Source organism: Lactobacillus fornicalis (assembly GCF_055362665.1).
In genome coordinates this window covers 1-16883 of the sequence record NZ_JBLTIM010000025.1, presented here as the reverse complement: position 1 = coordinate 16883, position 16883 = coordinate 1, and the positions used below count along the sequence as shown (strand labels likewise).

Below are 16883 nucleotides of genomic sequence, written 5' to 3'. Positions count from 1 at the left end.
GAATTATACACACAAATTAATGATAAATTTTCCTATAAAATATGTCAACAAAAGTAAAAAGACCTTAGTTAAAAACCAAGGTCTAAATCTATTTCTTCAGTCTTATTTTTTACTAGCTTTTTCGCCACTTTTTTCATCCTGCTCAATTTTTTCCTTTATTTTTGCAGGATCTTCTTTTTCTTCAAGTGATTTTGCATCAATTCCATATGCTTCACGAACTTGAGTCATAATTTCATTATAGATGTCTGGATGGTCTTCCAAATATTGCTTGGCATTTTCTCGGCCTTGACCAATTCTATCTTCCTTATATGAGTACCATGATCCGGCTTTGTCAACAATATCCTTATCAACTGCCATATCTAATAATTCGCCAGATTGGGATATTCCTTTACCATACATAATATCAACTTCAGCAACTTTAAAAGGCGGTGCAACCTTGTTCTTCACAACTTTAATTTTCACACGGTTACCCACAACATCACTTGATTGTTTAATTTGTTCCGCACGGCGCACTTCAAGACGAATAGTTGAATAAAACTTTAATGCGCGACCACCAGGCGTTGTTTCCGGGTTACCAAACATAACGCCAACTTTTTCACGAATTTGGTTAATGAAAATGGCAATAGTCTTAGTCTTATTAATATTACCAGACAATTTACGTAATGCTTGACTCATCAATCGGGCTTGTAACCCAACGTGAGAGTCACCCATTTCTCCATCAATTTCAGCTCTAGGTACTAAAGCAGCAACAGAGTCAACTACCAAGATATCTATCGCTCCACTTGCAATCAATGTATCCGCAATTTGTAAGCCTTCTTCACCGGTATTAGGTTGAGATAAGATAAGTGAATCAATATCAACACCTAAAGCTTCTGCATAAGCTGGGTCCATTGCATTTTCTGCATCAATATATGCAGCAGTTCCTCCACGTTTTTGAACTTCTGCAACTGCATGCAAGGCCACAGTTGTCTTACCAGATGATTCAGGCCCATATACTTCCACAATCCGGCCACGAGGGTATCCTCCTACACCGATAGCGGCATCAAGAGCCAAAGATCCTGTTGGGACAGTAGATATTTGAGTATCAACCTTTTCTCCCATGCGCATTACAGCGCCCTTACCAAAGTTCTTTTCAATTTTCTTCAGTGCTGCATCTAAAGCAGCTTGTTTCTCATCTTTAGCCAAAGTATTTCCTCCTTAAGCTAGTTACTAGTTAATTATACTTGCTACCTAGTTACAAATGCAAGCAAAAAACGAACTAGCGTTCATTTATTTACACATCATAAGATCCACCATTAATTAGATACCCGATTATTTGAATATTTTTTTAATTAATAAAAAAAAGCCTTACGGCTTTTAAATTACAATTCACCAGCAAAAACATCCCTAGATTGGTAGAAATAATCCCAACCGGAGTAAATTGTAAAAATCAAACAAATATATAACAAAATTGTACCAATAAAAAAGATATCTCCTAATAATAAGAAAATAATTGACAACATTTGAGTAGCAGTTTTTATCTTCCCTGGCATCTTTGCTGCTAAAACTTCACCATCATTTTCAACCAAAATTAAACGTAATCCAGTTACTGCAAGTTCTCGGCAAACAATAATTGCCACAATCCACGCTGGAGCTTTACCCATACTTACTAGAAATACAAAAGCTGTCATTACCAGCATTTTATCAGCAAGTGGATCAGCAAACTTTCCGAAATTAGTTACCAATCCTCTTGCTCTAGCGATATGCCCATCAAGGTAATCGGTATACGAAGCACCCGCAAAGATTACTGCTGCCAATACTTGGCTAAATGGGATATTCACATTAGCAAAATTAAAACTTCCAGTTGGGAAATTTAAAATTAACACTAACATAAAAACAGGAATTAAAATAATTCTAAAAACTGTTAAACGATTTGGTAAATTCATTCTTTAACTATTGTCCCCCATTATTTTGACCTTCACCAGCACCGGTATTGCCTGTTGTACCTGTATTGCCAGTGTTTTGATTAGTCGTATTTTGGCTAGTTTGATTTGTATTAGTTTGGTTAGTGTTTGTTTGACTTGAACTAGCTTGGCTAGACTGTGTATAAACACTTGAAGAACTAGTTGCAATGCTACTACTTTGTGAATAAGTATTAGTATATGAAGATTGAGTTGTTCCAGAATTTGATGAAGATGAAACTTTTCCGATAGTTAAGCGCAAGTTCAAACTTGTACCAGCTGGAGTATAAGGGATTTTCTTACCTCCGACTGTTACTTTAGTGCCTGTATCATTGGATAAATAAATCGAAACAGATTTAGCAGATTCAGGAATTTTTACAGTATGCTTGCTATCAGATGAAATCGACCCACTCCATTTAGTTTCGCCATCAACAGTAACTGATGCTGAAAGATTGTTAGTTCCAGCATGAATTACTAAATTACGGTTACTTTTAAGTCCAGTAACTTGATATGAACCATATCCCAAGCGAGTAATCTTTACATGACTCTTTTCAGTCGATGATGATGCTTTTTCTGAAGAAGATGAGCTATCAGATTGTGATGAAACAGTTACTGAATCACCTGCATCAGATGCTTGTTGTGAAGATCCTCTAAACAGAGATGTAATTAACACATAAATTATTACAATTACAATTACAACTCCTGCTCCTAAAATAATGCGTGGCATTTGATTTTTGAGCATTCCTTTTTTACTATTAGTGGTCTTTTTTACTTCTTCAGTCTTATTATCAATTGAATTTTCAACATATTCATCACTATTAGTTTCAGGTACATCTTGATGGTATTCAGCTAAAAGTTCCTTACCATCTAAACCAACAACTTGTGCATATTGTCTAATAAATGCACGTACATAAAAATCTCCAGGAAGCTTGTCAAAGTCACTATTTTCAATAGCAGTTAAATATCTACTTTGAATTTTGGTTGTTTTTTCAACATCGGCAATAGACAAGCCCATTGCTTCTCTAGCACTGCGTAGTTTTTCTCCGATATTAGCCATAATAACCTCTTGTTCTAAAAAATTAACAAATTGAGTATACCACAAAATGATGTTAAATTAGCCATCCACCTGTAATATATATTGTCTGTCCTGTTAAATAATCACTTTCAGGTTGTAAAATGTTTTTTACCCAAAAACTTATATCTTTGCCTGACGCTAATCGTCCTGCCGGAATTTCACTTTTCACTTCATCTAAAACATCATCAGAAAAGATTGCATTCATTGGTGTATCAACTGCTCCTGGGGCTAAAACATTGACAGTTAAGCCACTAGCTGCAACTTCTCTTGCATAAGCCTGACTAAATCTCGTCAAAGCAGCTTTAGAGGCACTATACGCTGACTCTAAGGCACTAGCTTGACCACCATAAACAGATCCCAAATAAATAATCCGACTATGCTTGTATTTAAGTAAACAAGGTTCTAATAACCGAGTTAACTTTAGCGGAGTAACTAAATTAATTTGTATTTCTTGTTCCAAATTATCTAAATCTTGTTCTCCAAAAAAGCCATAATTGGTTACTCCTTGTGCAAATATCACAACATTAACTGGCAACAAGCCTTTACAAAATTGCTGCAATTCAAAATTATTTGCTAAGAAATCTAATTTTATTGCAATAAAATCTTGCTTAGGAAACTGGCTCATTAACTGATTAGCTAACTTATTCGCTACTTGCTCTTGATTACTATAATGTAAATACAATGACCAACCATCAGCTGCCAGCTCATTAGCTATTACCTGTCCAATTCCACCAGTTGCTCCAAAGATAATCGCTCTTTTCAAATCATCATCCCTATTCTATAGTGGAAAAAACTGAGCAAGTTTTACTTTCTGCCAATAAATCTTGACAAATCTGCCAATATTCTTCAAAACTCATTCTTTGTAATAATTTTAGCGTATCAAAAATATTTTCATCATGAATTGCTTCTTCTGCTAACTCAAAACCTAAATCAGATAAATTGTTAAAAGCAGCCAACAAAGTAGCTAATGAAACTTTCTTCAACATTTCAAAAAGCTCTCTTAACTCATTCATTTGTTTAGTATATTTTTCTGATGCAAACAATGTTGTTTTTAAGTCACTCAATAGACTATCGCCATTGTTAATACCTAAAATAGTTACAAAATTCCCTTGTCTAGTATAATTTACATCAAATTGTAATGGGCTAGTTAATTCACCATGTAACATTTTCTCTTGATACCAGGCACTCTTTTCGCCTAGCATAGATTCTAACATTATTTCAAACAAAATTTGGCCTAAATCATTATTTACTAATACTTTCTTAAAGTCTGGTAATTTGATTCCTAAACAGAAATAAGGCACCTCTGTCTTATTTTTAAATTCCGTAATCCCTAATTTACCAGCTTCCGATTTAAAAGTATGGTCTCTTTTTGGCCCGCTTTGTAAGTATTGTTTATCTAACTTCTTAACTTGACTAAATAAACGAGTGATTGCTGATGGAGCAAAATCGCCTACTGCAATAAAATGCATATTATTAGCTGTATAATTTTCTCGATAAATTCTAGCTAAATTGCGACTATTAATCTGTTTAATTGTCTGGCTTGTGCCTCCAATATCAAGGCCAAGATTGCTCTCACCAAAAAGTTGCTTCATTATGCTATCGCTAATTGGCCAAGTTGGCTCATCTCGATACATTGCTAATTCTTGAGCAATAATTGGTCGTTCTTTATCAATACTCTTTTTACTAAAATTAGGATCACCCACAAGTTCAAATAATAAATCAACTGTTTTACTCACATTATCAATACTACTTGCATAAAACATCGTAGCATTATAACTCGTAAAAGCATTGGTACTTGCACCAATTTCATCAAATCGTTCAGTAATATCTCCACTTTTTTTACTAAAAAGTAAATGTTCTAAATAATGTGCTGATCCAGGAATTTGCTTATCACTACTCCCAAAATCGACAATAATTCCAAAAAACTTTTGTTTAAATCCCTTTCTCAAAACTACTTGAGCAGTAAGTCCTGAAGAAAAATTTCTTTTTTCAATATCTAATTTTTTCATTTGATATAAAAACTTTCATTTAAAGTAAGCTTATTAGCTAATTTTATTAAATCCTTTATTTGCATTTGTCGAATACTCTTACCTAAATCATCAAAAGCATATTCAGGCATTAATAAAGCTCTCAATTTTAGCATAATTCGATAGCCAGCTCGATCAAGTCCATACTGATGCTCATTATAGATAGCCTTCTTTATTTTCTTAAAAATGGCTTGATCAATATCTCCTGCTTTAATATTATCTATTTCTTCTTGAGCAATTTTGCTAGCTTGTTCTAACTTATCATGACTAAGCCCAGCAGAAATAAGCAATAAAGAATTATTAACGTAATTATCAGCATCAACAGCATAAGCTGCACCAAGCTGCTCACGAATTTTTCTAAATAAAATTGAGCTATCATCGCCTGCCAAATAACGTGCTAAAAATTTACCAGCTAACCGCTCTTTTTTATTCAATTGACCATTATAACCGAATCCCAGTAGCATTTGTGCTTGTTCAAAATTACGTTTTTCTTCATCAGTAAATGGATCAGGCAACATTTCTATAACTAGGTTAGAACTTGTAAACTTAGCTTCAAAATCATAATCACTAAAGGCGTCTTTTAACAATTTTATTATATACTTTGAATTTTTAGCATTACCAATCATAGCTGCTGGACAAGTAGTTAAGGCTTCACTATATGCATCCAGGCCCTCTTTATCAGCTTCTAAAATTTCATTAATCGGTCCCATAATCCCATGAGCAAAATCTGGTTGATCATGATACCACTTTTTAAAGAAATGTTCCCAAGCATAACTAGTTGGACTAGCCATCAATTCTTGATACTCATTAAAAAGTTGATTTTGAGCCAACTTAATTACCTTGGAATCTAAGTTAGGATAGCGAACAATCCGGCTAAAGGTCTCAATTATTTTTTCATAACTATATTCAGGGTCCATTACTTCAAGTGGCTCAATATAGCTTAACCTATACATCAAAAGAAGCTCTCTACCATATAGCTGTGGCGTTACATCAAAGGACATATTATATAAATCTGTCAATGCACGAGTTTGCTTATTAATAGTATTAAAATATTGACTACTATTAACTTGCATTTTAGCTAATAAGCTGGCCATTGCTAAATTATGTCCAGTCAATGGCATTTTCAAAAAAAAGCCAATATTAGCCTTGGTTAAGTTTTTATTTTCTGTAATAAAAAAATTATTGTCCATTATCATTCTCCATCTTTGGCTGAACTAGTACTTGCCGAGGCTTAGAGCCTTCAGAAGGCCCAACTATTCCCTTAGCTTCCATTTCATCAATAATTCTAGCAGCTCGATTATAACCAATTCTAAAGCGCCGTTGCAGCATAGAAACACTTGCAGACTGTTGCTTAGTAACTAGCTTAACCGCTTCTTCATAAAATTCATCTTCTGGTTCATCATTGCTACTATTATCTGACTGTTCCTCACCTTTTTGGGGCATCATTGATTCATTGTAATCTGCTTCTTGCTGATCCTTTACCCAAGCAACTACTTTTTCAACTTCTTCAACCGAGATGTATGCTCCTTGAACTCTTTCAGGTTTAGCAGCACCAATTGGTAAATACAACATATCTCCACGACCAAGTAATTTTTCAGCTCCTACTTGATCTAAAATAGTCCGTGAATCAACACCACTTGATACAGCAAAAGAGATTCTAGAAGGTACATTGGCTTTAATTAAACCAGTAATGACATCAACACTCGGTCTTTGAGTAGCTAAAATCATATGAATTCCAGCTGCCCGTGCCATTTGACCCAAGCGAACAATGGCATCTTCAACATCATGGCCACCAACCATCATTAAATCGCTTAATTCATCAACAACTACCAGGATAAATGGCAATTTTTTCATAACTGGCTTTTCTTTGTCTTGGTTGTTTTCAATAACCTTTTGATTGTATTCCCCAATGTTTCGAACGCCACCAGCAGCAAAGAGTTTATAGCGTCTTTCCATTTCTTTAACAGTTTTATGCAAAGCATTAGCTGCTAACTTCGCATCAGTAACTACTGGAATTAATAAATGTGGCACTCCACTATAAACAGACAATTCTACCATCTTAGGATCTATTAATACCAACTTAACATCATCAGGATTGGCCTTCATCAAAATACTAGTAAGCATCGTATTAATTGCAACTGACTTACCTGAACCAGTTGATCCTGCAATTAACATATGAGGCATCTTAGTCAAATTCGCAGAAATTGTCGTACCAGTAACATCTTTGCCCAATGGTACATCAAGCGGATTAGCTTTTGACTTATTGTCTTGATTGAGCATAACATCTTTAAATGAAACTGCACTAGTTGTCTTATTAGGAACTTCTATCCCTACTAAGGGTTTACCAGGAATAGGAGCTTCAATTCTAATATCTTTTGCAGCAAGTGCTAAGGCCAAATCATCAGCTAAATTTACAATCTTACTTACTTTAACCCCAACTGCCGGTTGAATTTCATAACGAGTAACAGTAGGCCCTAAAATAGCCTTTTTTACATTTACTTCTACTCCAAATGACTTAAAAGTAGACTCCAGCACTTGTGTATTATGGCGAATTAAATTTTTATCGCCAGATTGATCAACCTTTTTTATTGGTGCTAATAAATCAAGCGGAGGTTTTTGATAGTTAGAATTTATATGGGTAGGTTTAATTTCACCATGATCAACATTACCTAACTCCATTTTCATCTTCTGGTCTTCATCAGAAAAAGCGTGACTTTTAGGAAGCTCTTTCTCCTCAGAATTAGATGGGGATGGAATCTCAATTTCAGGTTCAAAATGAGTCTTTTTTTCAGTAGTAGTCTTTTTAGACAAGTCAGGCATGACATCTAAATCAGTTTGACTTTGTGTTTTCATATCTCCTGTATCTGGAAATATATCATTATTAGCTAAAGGATCTTGCAGATTTTTACGATTATCACGATTTTGTAAGTAATTATCCCTTGCTTCGACATACTTATCCTTTAATTTAATGCCCGCATCTTTATTAGTTTCAATGAATTTTTGGCTAGAAGATTGGAACAAATGCAATATTTGAACAAATTTAACATCAAAAAACATTAATAAACCGCTAATAAGCAAAAGAAGGCCCAGAATGACTGCGCCTAAATTTCCTAATAAGGGATAAAAAATACTGTAATAAAAACTACCTACTAATCCACCACCAACACTCTCAGTCAAGTTGCCACGACTAAATTCAGCTAAGATGGTTTTAGTAAATACATTAATAAATCCATTAAAAACATCAAGATGACTAAAGAAGTTAGCAGCTAATTCCAAAACTAAGCCACTATATGCCAAAAATAATCCACTACTTCGCTTAAATCCAATTAATGGTGGCTTAGAGTAAATTAACATTACAAATCCAAACATTAAGAATAAAAATGCAAGGATAGGATAACTGTCGCCAATAAAAAAGCGGAGAATATTTGCAAACTCTTTACCAATTAATCCAAGTTTGGCAAAGGTTAGCAAGGCATAAATCACCAAAAAAATGCCAAAAATTGCCCAACGTAATTCTTTTTGAGCAACAGTTTTTGCCTTAGTTGCCTTTTTCCTTTTTCTTGGCATTTCTTCTCCCCCTTATTGATTAAAAGTTCGGTTCAAAATTCAAGTTAACTGGTTCATCTAAAGCCACTGAAGTTAACTGATAAGTTAAAGTTTCAATATATTCAACTAGCGGTCTACTTAAAAGCTTATAATCACTTTTTTCAAGGTCTTGACCATCACCATAATAATCTTTTAAAAATACAACTTGTGTAATAAGACCTGATACTGTAAATTCACCTGGATTAGGACTTACTTCAAATGGAACTGCAATTTCAAAATAACTTCCACCTTCAGCTTCTAGTAAATTCCCTTCATCATCTTGTTGGGCAGCTTTTCGTAAAGCAATGTTAACTTCGCTCTTAACGTGATTTTCTTCATTTAAATCATAGTGAAAATTTCTTACTAATACAGGTGTTTCTTTTGTAAATTCAACCATTTTATTCATCTCCTAAATTTCTTTCATAACGTTCATGTCTATTGTAATCATCTTTCAATTTATCATTTTCATAATGGTGACTCTTTTCAAGCTTAGGAAACCCTTGTTGGCGCAAAGCTTCCATAATTACCATTGCAGCAGAATTTGATAAGTTATATGCTCGAATATGATCTGACATTGGAATGCGCAAATTGCGGTCATAGTACTCTCTCATAAATGTTTCTGGTAAACCGGTAGTTTCTTTACCAAAAACAAAATAATAATTCTTATTATTATCTGTGTAATCAACATCAGTATAAGATTTTGACGAAAACTTAGAAATCAAATACATTTCATCATTAGGACCCAGAGTATCCAAAAAAGCCTTTAAATCATCATGCTTGTGAATTTCAACTTTGTCCCAATAGTCGAGTCCAGCTCGTTTCATTTTTTTATTATCAAGTTGGAAACCTAATGGTTCGATCAAATCCAAAACAGTTTCTGTTCCAGCACAAGTTCTAGCAATATTGCCAGTATTTGCTGGCATAAGTGGTTCAAATAATACAATATGATTAGTCATTTTTATCTCCTAAATCTAATTTAGTCTGAGCTTGTTTATTGATTTCAAATAAATCCTCATCATTATAAAAACGGGATACAGACTTAAAATAGTTAAAACTTCGTGACACAATAATTTTAACAACTGCATAAATCGGGATACCAAAAATCACACCCCAAAGTCCCCAAACGGCACTAGCACCTATTAAAAGTAAAATTGTCGTTATTGGGTGCATCTTCATCTTGTTTCCTACAACGATTGGAGAAATAAATCTCGTTTCAATTGTTTGCTCAATTGCAAAAACAATTAATACATTAATTAACATTCCCCAAGAAGTAATTGAAGCAATTATCAAAACAGGAATAAGAGCAATAAATGTACCAAAATATGGTATTAACAACATAAATGCAGCTAAAACTGCCAAAGCACTTCCATATGGAAGACCGATTATATTATAGCCAATAGCATAAATAATACCGACCCAAACCGCTACTGTAATTTGACCACGAATATAGGCACTAATTGCTTCGTTAATATCATGAAGTAATCTAGAAAAGCTATCTTGCCATCTACGAGGTGCAAATTTAGTCAAGCAGCCATTTAACTGGTGACCATCTTTAAGCATATAAAATAATACAAATGGTGCTGTTAGCAGCGTCATAAAAATCATTGTAATTACACTAACAGCAGATGAAATATTTGTAAGTGCAGCTGTTCCTGTCTTTTGCCAAGATTTGAAAAGAGTTTTTTCAACACTATCAATTACACTATTAATATTGGATTTAAATCCTTTAAGATGAGGATCATGCAACAAATTTTGAGTTGTTTTTACACTCGTATCCCAAATATTAGGCCAATTTTTAATTAGGACATCTACTTGACCTTGAATAATTGGCAAAAGTGAATTAATAACCCAAATTAAAGCACCAAGCACTAGTAAAAATAATACCAGAATGGTTACTGTTCTTGGAACTTTTAACTTTTGCTCAAAAAAATCCACAATTGGATTCATCATATAATATTGTACCAATGCCAAAATCAATGGTGGTAAAATTGCGCAGAAAAATACCCAAGCTGGATTTAAAATAAACGAAATTTGTTCAAACAAAAATATAATTAGAAAGAACAACAATATATTAAGTAAAAAAATCGTAAAGCGGTTATTCAAAAACCAATCTTTAAACAAAGTGGGCCGCTTCAAATTAGTCTTATTATCCATAAATTAACCCCTTTTTATGTCTAATTTAAATTTTAGCATAAATAAAACTCGCCTATCTCAAAATAAGCGAGTTTTTTTAGCTATTTCTTGATTCTAAAGAGCCACTTTCTAGCTTCCTCAATCAAAATTAATGGGATTGGAATAAGACAAAGCATCATCCAATCACTGACACCCAAAATACCAGTGTTAAAAATACCTTGAACGCCTGGAGTAACTGTTAAAATAATAAACAAAATTATTTCAAATAAGATTCCAGTCCAAATATGTGGATTGATAAATAATCCCTTTTTGAATACTGATACCTTTTCAGTTCGACAATTAATAACATTAGCAATTTGACTAAAGACAATTGCACCCAAAGTCATAGTTGTAGCTTTGATATAAATATCACCACTTGTTGCCAAATGTCCGAAAGCTAAACCAGCTTGCTTATTTACAAAGAAGTAAGCAGCAACTGAAACTAAAGCTTCGAGCAAACCATACCACAAGAATGCTTTGACAAGAACCCTCTTATTCAAAAGATGATCATTGCGACTAATTGGGGCACGTTTCATGACATCTGGATCACTTGGTTCAGCCCCTAAAGCTAAAGCTGGCAACATATCTGTCCCTAAGTCAATTGTCAAAATTTGCATTACAGTTAAAGGTAAAGGAATCAGACCACCAGATAATAAGTAAAGAACTGAAGGAATTGCTTCAGGAACATTAGATGAAAGAATATATGTCAAGAACTTACGAATATTGCTATAAACAGTTCTACCTTCCTCAATTGCAGCTACAATTGAAGCAAAATTATCGTCAGTCAAAATCATATTGGCTGCATCTTTAGCAACATCTGTTCCACTAAGCCCCATTGCAATCCCAATATCAGCTCTTTTAAGAGCAGGAGCATCATTTACTCCATCACCAGTTGCTGCGACTACTTCACCATTTTCTTGGAAAGTCTTCACAATCTTGTATTTTTGTTCTGGTGCTACTCTAGCAAAAATAACCTCATCTTTTAATGCTTCACGTAATTCGCTATCAGACATTTCATCAAGTTCACGTCCATCAATTACACGTGCATTTTCAGAAGTTATACCAATCTTAACTGCAACTGTTTTAGCCGTTAACTTGGAATCACCTGTAACCATAACAACTCGAATTTTGGCATCATGACAATGCTTAATTGCATCATAAATTTCTGGTCTTGGAGGATCACTCATTGTTACCAATCCAGCAAACACAAGTTGATCCTCAGCAGTTTCAATTGTCAGACTAGAAATAGCATCATCATTTTTAATCTTCTTATATGCTAAACCCATGCTACGCAAACCTTGACGCGCATAATCTGCATTTAAGCGATCCAATTTTTGCTTATCTTCCATTGTTAACGGCTTAACTTCACCATTAACTTGAACAAAAGCACAATCCTTAATTAAGTCACTATATGAACCCTTAACCAATACTGCTGCTTCAGTATCGCTAATTTGGTTAACCGTAGACATTTTTTTACGTTCTGAATCAAATGGAAATTCTCTCAGGCGTGGCATCTTAACCATTTGCTTGTGGATATCATATCCCGCCTTTTGAGCCATGATTACTAAAGATGCTTCAGTTGGTGTACCTAAAATTTTATTTTGACCATCTTTGTTCTCTATTGAAGTATCGTTGTCCAAAGATGCAATTTCAGTAATAACTTTTAAATCAGGATGTTCATCATACCAAAGTTGTTTACCATTCAATTCAACTTGACCATTGTTAACATATCCATCACCAGTAACTTCAAATTCATCATTTAAAGTTCTAATGTAATGAATCGTCATTTGGTTTTGAGTTAAAGTACCCGTTTTATCAGAACAGATAACGGTAGTTTCACCCAATGTTTCTACTGAATTTAATTCTTTAACTAAGGCGTGCTTTCTGGCCATCCTTTTAACACCCTGAGCCAAGGATAACGTAACCGTTGGTAATAACCCTTCTGGAATAAAGGCTACAATCATTCCTAAGCTAAAAATAAAAGCTGCTCCAAAAGGTTGCTTCACAAATAATATTGAAGCAATAAAGAAAAAGAGACCAATTGTAAATGCAATGATTGATATTTGCTCAGTTAAGCGATTCAATTCACGCGTTAAAGGAGAATCTACTTTTTCCTGTTTCTGAGTCAAGTGAGCAATTTGCCCAAGCTCAGTATCCATTCCTGTACTAAAGCAAATCGCTGTTGCAGTACCAGATACAGCTGTGGTTCCTGAATATACCATATTACTTTCAGCATATTTACCCTCACCTGGGTCAAAGCTAGTTCTTTTACTTTCAGGAACTGATTCACCATTCAAAGCTGATTGATCCACTTGTAAACTTGTTGCGCTAATAATTCTGGCATCTGCTGGCACCTTACTACCAGCTTGCAGTGCAAAAACATCACCAGGAACAATATGCTTAGCTTCAACTTGCTTTTTCTTTCCATCACGATAAACTTGCACATAACTTTCAAGCATTTTATTTAAAGCATCTGTTGCTTTTTGTGCTTGTCGTTCTTGCCAAAAACTAAATGTCCCATTAATAATATTAACCAGCCAAATAGCAATTCCTAATTCCATTGTTCCTGAGACAATTGCAATAAAACCAGAAATCCAGAGTAGGATTGCCATTAAAGTTGTAAAATTTTTAATAAATGTTTGCCATTGACTTTGCTTAGGAGGGCGCTTTATTTCATTTAGTCCATATTTTTCCAGTCTTTTTTCTGCTTCTTCTGAAGAAAGACCTTTACTAGATGAATTAAGTGTCTGATAAACGCTATCAATTTCACTTTGAGCATAAAGCTCGCGAATTTTCTTTTCGTCCACTTCATTCTCCTCTTTCTTAAATGTTACTTAATCATTTTAACTCAAAAAATTTAACTAGCAATGATATACTAATAAAAGTTCAGGATGTGAATGGAGGGATTATATATGAAAGTTCTCATTGGAGGCTATACAAAAAAGACCTCAAAGGGTATTTATCAAGCTGATTTGACCTTAAAAAATGGCCAAGCTAGTTTGGAAAATTTTAAGGATTATATTGAAATAAATGGACCAACATATTTTAAAAAATGTGGTAATTATTTGTTTTCAATTGCTAAAAATGGTGATGAAGGTGGCATTAGTTATTTTCATCTAAATCCAGTTAAATTAATAAATTCTGTTTTTCAAACTGGCTCTTCACCTGCATATTTAGGTATCAACGAAGATAAACAGTTAGTTTATACAGCTAATTATCATACAGCATACTTATCTGTTTATCATTACGATAATCAAGGTGTGAGCTTAGTTGATCAAATTAAACATGATAATTTCAATTTAGGTCCTCGTCCAGAGCAAAGTGATGGCGCACACCCACACTTTTTTGACGAAACACCTTCAGGTAAGTTAGTTTCCTGCGATTTAGGTAATGATAGTGTTGATTTTTACGAATTAAAAGACGGTCATTTAGTTCATTTAGCTCGTTATCTAAATGAAGCTGGATTTGGTAGTAGGCACATAGTATTCAACAAAGAAAACAATTGCTTTTATGTTGCTGGTGAATTATCAAGTAAAGTAAATGTCGTTAAATATAACGAAAGAACTTGGGAATTTGAAAACATAGCTACTTATAAAACTATTCCTGATGATTATACTGAACATAATGGTGTAGCAGCTATTCGAATGTCAAATGATGGCAAGTTTTTATATCTTTCTAATCGTGGTCACAATTCAATTACTGTATTCAAAATAAAAAATGATCATACATTAGAACTCATTCAACGAATTTCTACATTCGGTGAGTTCCCTCGTGACTTTAACTGGGACAGTAGTGAAAAATGGGTTATCGTAGCTAACCAAAATACAGATAATGCTACACTATATGAAAGAAACAGCGAAATGGGAACATTAGCTGTAGTTCAAAAAGATGTGGCTGTTCCAGAAGGCACTTGTGTAATATTTAGTAAGGAGTAGTTTAAAATCAATGCTAATTAACATTATCAAAGCAATCATTTTAGGTATTATTGAAGGAATTACAGAATTTCTTCCAATATCTTCTACAGGACACTTATACTTAGCGAATTATGTCGTTAAATTACAAGAAAATCAATCATTCATTGATATGTTCATGGTAGTTATCCAACTTGGAGCTATTTTAAGTATTATAGTTATTTACTTTAACAAGCTTAATCCATTTTCATTGTCAAAAACTAAGTTACAACGTGAAAATACTTGGTCACTTTGGTTAAAAGTTATTGTTGCTGTATTACCTTCAGTAATCATTGGTTTGCCACTAAATGATTGGCTTGATGAACATATGACGAATTGGCAAGTAATTAGTGCCACTTTAATTATCTATGGGATATTATTTATCTTACTTGAAAATTACTACCGAAATCGCAATGCTAAGTTAACTGATTTGAATAAAATTAGTTTTCGAATGGCTTTCTTAATTGGATGTTTCCAAGTTCTTTCATTAATTCCAGGTACATCACGTTCTGGGGCTACTATCCTAGGAGCAATGCTTTTAGGAGCTAGTCGTTATGTTTCAGCTGAATTTTCATTTTTCTTAGCAATTCCAACTATGTTTGGTGCTTCATTATTAAAGATTGTCAAATATGTACACGCTGGGCACACTTTTGTAGGAGATCAATTAGCAGTTCTTTTAGTTGGTATGGTAGTTTCCTTTGTTGTTGCGTACCTTGCTGTTAAATTCTTACTTAAATTTATTCAAACTCACGACTTTAAGTCATTTGGTTGGTATAGAATAGCTTTAGGTATTATAGTTATTATTATTGGAGTTTTTGTAAAATAATGAGGTGACCTAAATGCTAAATCTTTTATTAGTATTATTGATCATTTGGCTATTGTTTAAGTTAGGAATTGGTTTATTTAAGATACTCACTTTTTTATTTGGAATCATCCTAATTTTTTACATTGCCTCCTTCATATTTATTCCAATTCTTATTATTTTAATAATTGGATTAGGAATTAAAACATTAAGTAATAACTTTTTATAGTAAATAGACTGGTAGAGTAATTCTACCAGTTTTTTATTGTAATAAAAAAAGTCAAAGCTAATGCTTTGACTCTTTTTAGATTAATTAAACTTAATCTTTTTTCTTTTTATTAATGAAGATCATACTTGCTAAGCCCATTAATGCGATTCCTAAACCAGCAAGAGCTGAAGTATTCGCACCTGTTTGAGGTAAAGTACTTTGCTTACTATTAGCAGTATTCTTCACCTTATTTGCTGAGCTTGATGAAGTAACAATTGTAGACTTGTTATCTTCCATACCTGTCTTCTTATTTGGTTCTGTAACATGAATAGTTACTTTTACTTCATCCTTTGATCCATCTGGATAAGTTACAACAACAGTACCGGTTGTATCACCGTTATTCGTATTTGGAGTTTCTTTCCAAGAATATTTTGTACCGTCTGGCAAATCACCTTTATTCTTAATGCCATCAGATGGGCTTGGAGTAGTTCCTTTATTAGTTGTAATATCCTGACCTTGTGGTTGTGGATCAGTAGGGGTATTAGCATCTCTATCTGAACCTGAGTTATCAGCTTTGTAAGTAATATTTACAGTAACGTTTTCATTATTCACATTAGGAATCACTTCAGAAACAGATTCCGTACTTGGAGTATATCCAGTAATATCTGGAGCCTCAAACTTAGGCCAAGATTTATCTTCACCAACTTGCTTCCAATCGCTATAACTTACTTGACCATTCACTTGATCAACTGTTGCTGTTCTTTCAAAGACAACTAGTTGAGTAGTTACATCAATATCACCATTTGGGTTAATTACATTAATTGTACGTTTTATACGTTTTCTCAAATTGGTTTCAGTTACACCGTCTGGATAATTCTTAGATGGATTATCTGGTAGTGGATCATTTGAAGATTTTGGATCATCTGGTGTTACAACAACAATCTTGTGAGTTAACTTAACGGTCTTATCACTTGGATTTGAACCATCGCCTGGGAAGTCAATTGTTGTTGGCACTTTTTGACCTGGTACTAATTCGTAGCCTTCTGGAATTGTTGTATCTGGTACTTCAACACTTTCGCCTGGCTTTCCTGGTACTTCAACTGTCTTAACTGGCTTGTCTCCAT

The 16883-nt window shown here is 33.8% G+C and carries 14 protein-coding genes; 2 read left to right on the top strand and 12 right to left on the bottom strand.

Annotation, left to right across the window (positions count from 1 at the left end; genetic code table 11):
* Nucleotides 1-102 precede the first annotated feature (102 nt).
* The 11 genes from recA to ACNDLV_RS05895 form a co-directional block, all read right to left on the bottom strand.
* Nucleotides 103-1185, bottom strand: coding sequence for a recombinase RecA (gene recA / locus ACNDLV_RS05945; protein WP_006587019.1), 1083 nt, complete (start codon nt 1183-1185; stop codon nt 103-105).
* A 176-nt stretch (nt 1186-1361) separates the two neighbouring features.
* Complete coding sequence (pgsA, locus tag ACNDLV_RS05940) at nt 1362-1925, bottom strand: CDP-diacylglycerol--glycerol-3-phosphate 3-phosphatidyltransferase (RefSeq protein WP_006587020.1); 564 nt, start codon at nt 1923-1925, stop codon at nt 1362-1364.
* A 7-nt stretch (nt 1926-1932) separates the two neighbouring features.
* Entirely contained in the window at nt 1933-2997 is a 1065-nt protein-coding gene (locus ACNDLV_RS05935; RefSeq protein ID WP_022091230.1) for a helix-turn-helix domain-containing protein, read from the bottom strand.
* A 52-nt stretch (nt 2998-3049) separates the two neighbouring features.
* On the bottom strand, nt 3050-3778 hold the full coding sequence (gene ymfI, locus ACNDLV_RS05930) for an elongation factor P 5-aminopentanone reductase (protein WP_006587022.1): 729 nt from the start codon (nt 3776-3778) through the stop codon (nt 3050-3052).
* Between the two features lie 10 nt (nt 3779-3788).
* Nucleotides 3789-5024 carry a M16 family metallopeptidase gene (locus tag ACNDLV_RS05925; RefSeq protein ID WP_006587023.1) on the bottom strand — a complete coding sequence of 412 codons (1236 nt, stop codon included), beginning with the start codon at nt 5022-5024 and terminating at the stop codon, nt 3789-3791.
* On the bottom strand, nt 5021-6232 hold the full coding sequence (locus ACNDLV_RS05920; protein ID WP_022091231.1) for a M16 family metallopeptidase: 1212 nt from the start codon (nt 6230-6232) through the stop codon (nt 5021-5023). Before ACNDLV_RS05920 ends, ACNDLV_RS05925 begins: the two co-directional genes overlap by 4 nt.
* On the bottom strand, nt 6222-8609 hold the full coding sequence (locus ACNDLV_RS05915) for a DNA translocase FtsK (protein WP_006587025.1): 2388 nt from the start codon (nt 8607-8609) through the stop codon (nt 6222-6224). Before ACNDLV_RS05915 ends, ACNDLV_RS05920 begins: the two co-directional genes overlap by 11 nt.
* A gap of 19 nt (nt 8610-8628) precedes the next feature.
* Nucleotides 8629-9033, bottom strand: a complete 405-nt coding sequence (locus ACNDLV_RS05910; protein WP_006587447.1) for a DUF1149 family protein — start codon at nt 9031-9033, stop codon at nt 8629-8631.
* Nucleotides 9026-9583 (bottom strand): tRNA (cytidine(34)-2'-O)-methyltransferase, encoded by a 558-nt coding sequence (locus ACNDLV_RS05905; protein ID WP_006587027.1) that lies wholly within the window; start codon nt 9581-9583, stop codon nt 9026-9028. The genes ACNDLV_RS05910 and ACNDLV_RS05905 overlap by 8 nt, the downstream gene beginning before the upstream one ends.
* Nucleotides 9576-10781 (bottom strand): AI-2E family transporter, encoded by a 1206-nt coding sequence (locus tag ACNDLV_RS05900; RefSeq protein WP_022091233.1) that lies wholly within the window; start codon nt 10779-10781, stop codon nt 9576-9578. Before ACNDLV_RS05900 ends, ACNDLV_RS05905 begins: the two co-directional genes overlap by 8 nt.
* An 80-nt stretch (nt 10782-10861) precedes the next feature.
* Nucleotides 10862-13606: a cation-translocating P-type ATPase gene (locus ACNDLV_RS05895; protein WP_006587449.1), complete on the bottom strand. Its 2745-nt coding sequence runs from the start codon at nt 13604-13606 to the stop codon at nt 10862-10864.
* Between the two features lie 105 nt (nt 13607-13711).
* Between ACNDLV_RS05895 and ACNDLV_RS05890 the strand changes: the two genes are divergently transcribed.
* Nucleotides 13712-14734: a lactonase family protein gene (locus tag ACNDLV_RS05890; protein ID WP_006587450.1), complete on the top strand. Its 1023-nt coding sequence runs from the start codon at nt 13712-13714 to the stop codon at nt 14732-14734.
* 10 nt (nt 14735-14744) lie between these two features.
* The gene (locus tag ACNDLV_RS05885; RefSeq protein ID WP_006587031.1) at nt 14745-15575 is read left to right on the top strand and encodes an undecaprenyl-diphosphate phosphatase; all 831 of its coding nucleotides are present in this window, start codon (nt 14745-14747) and stop codon (nt 15573-15575) included.
* 295 nt (nt 15576-15870) lie between these two features.
* On the opposite strand, the gene ACNDLV_RS05880 is transcribed toward ACNDLV_RS05885, so the two are convergent.
* A partial coding sequence (locus tag ACNDLV_RS05880) for a Rib/alpha-like domain-containing protein (protein WP_498882967.1) occupies nt 15871-16883 on the bottom strand: 1013 nt, incomplete at its 5' end.

Coding starts and splice junctions, on each gene's coding strand:
- pgsA (WP_006587020.1), bottom strand. CDS start 1,925: ATGAATTTACCAAATCGTTTAACAGTTTTTAGAATTATTTTAATTCCT.
- ACNDLV_RS05935 (WP_022091230.1), bottom strand. CDS start 2,997: ATGGCTAATATCGGAGAAAAACTACGCAGTGCTAGAGAAGCAATGGGC.
- ACNDLV_RS05925 (WP_006587023.1), bottom strand. CDS start 5,024: ATGAAAAAATTAGATATTGAAAAAAGAAATTTTTCTTCAGGACTTACT.
- ACNDLV_RS05920 (WP_022091231.1), bottom strand. CDS start 6,232: ATGGACAATAATTTTTTTATTACAGAAAATAAAAACTTAACCAAGGCT.
- ACNDLV_RS05915 (WP_006587025.1), bottom strand. CDS start 8,609: ATGCCAAGAAAAAGGAAAAAGGCAACTAAGGCAAAAACTGTTGCTCAA.
- ACNDLV_RS05910 (WP_006587447.1), bottom strand. CDS start 9,033: ATGAATAAAATGGTTGAATTTACAAAAGAAACACCTGTATTAGTAAGA.
- ACNDLV_RS05905 (WP_006587027.1), bottom strand. CDS start 9,583: ATGACTAATCATATTGTATTATTTGAACCACTTATGCCAGCAAATACT.
- ACNDLV_RS05900 (WP_022091233.1), bottom strand. CDS start 10,781: ATGGATAATAAGACTAATTTGAAGCGGCCCACTTTGTTTAAAGATTGG.
- ACNDLV_RS05890 (WP_006587450.1), top strand. CDS start 13,712: ATGAAAGTTCTCATTGGAGGCTATACAAAAAAGACCTCAAAGGGTATT.
- ACNDLV_RS05885 (WP_006587031.1), top strand. CDS start 14,745: ATGCTAATTAACATTATCAAAGCAATCATTTTAGGTATTATTGAAGGA.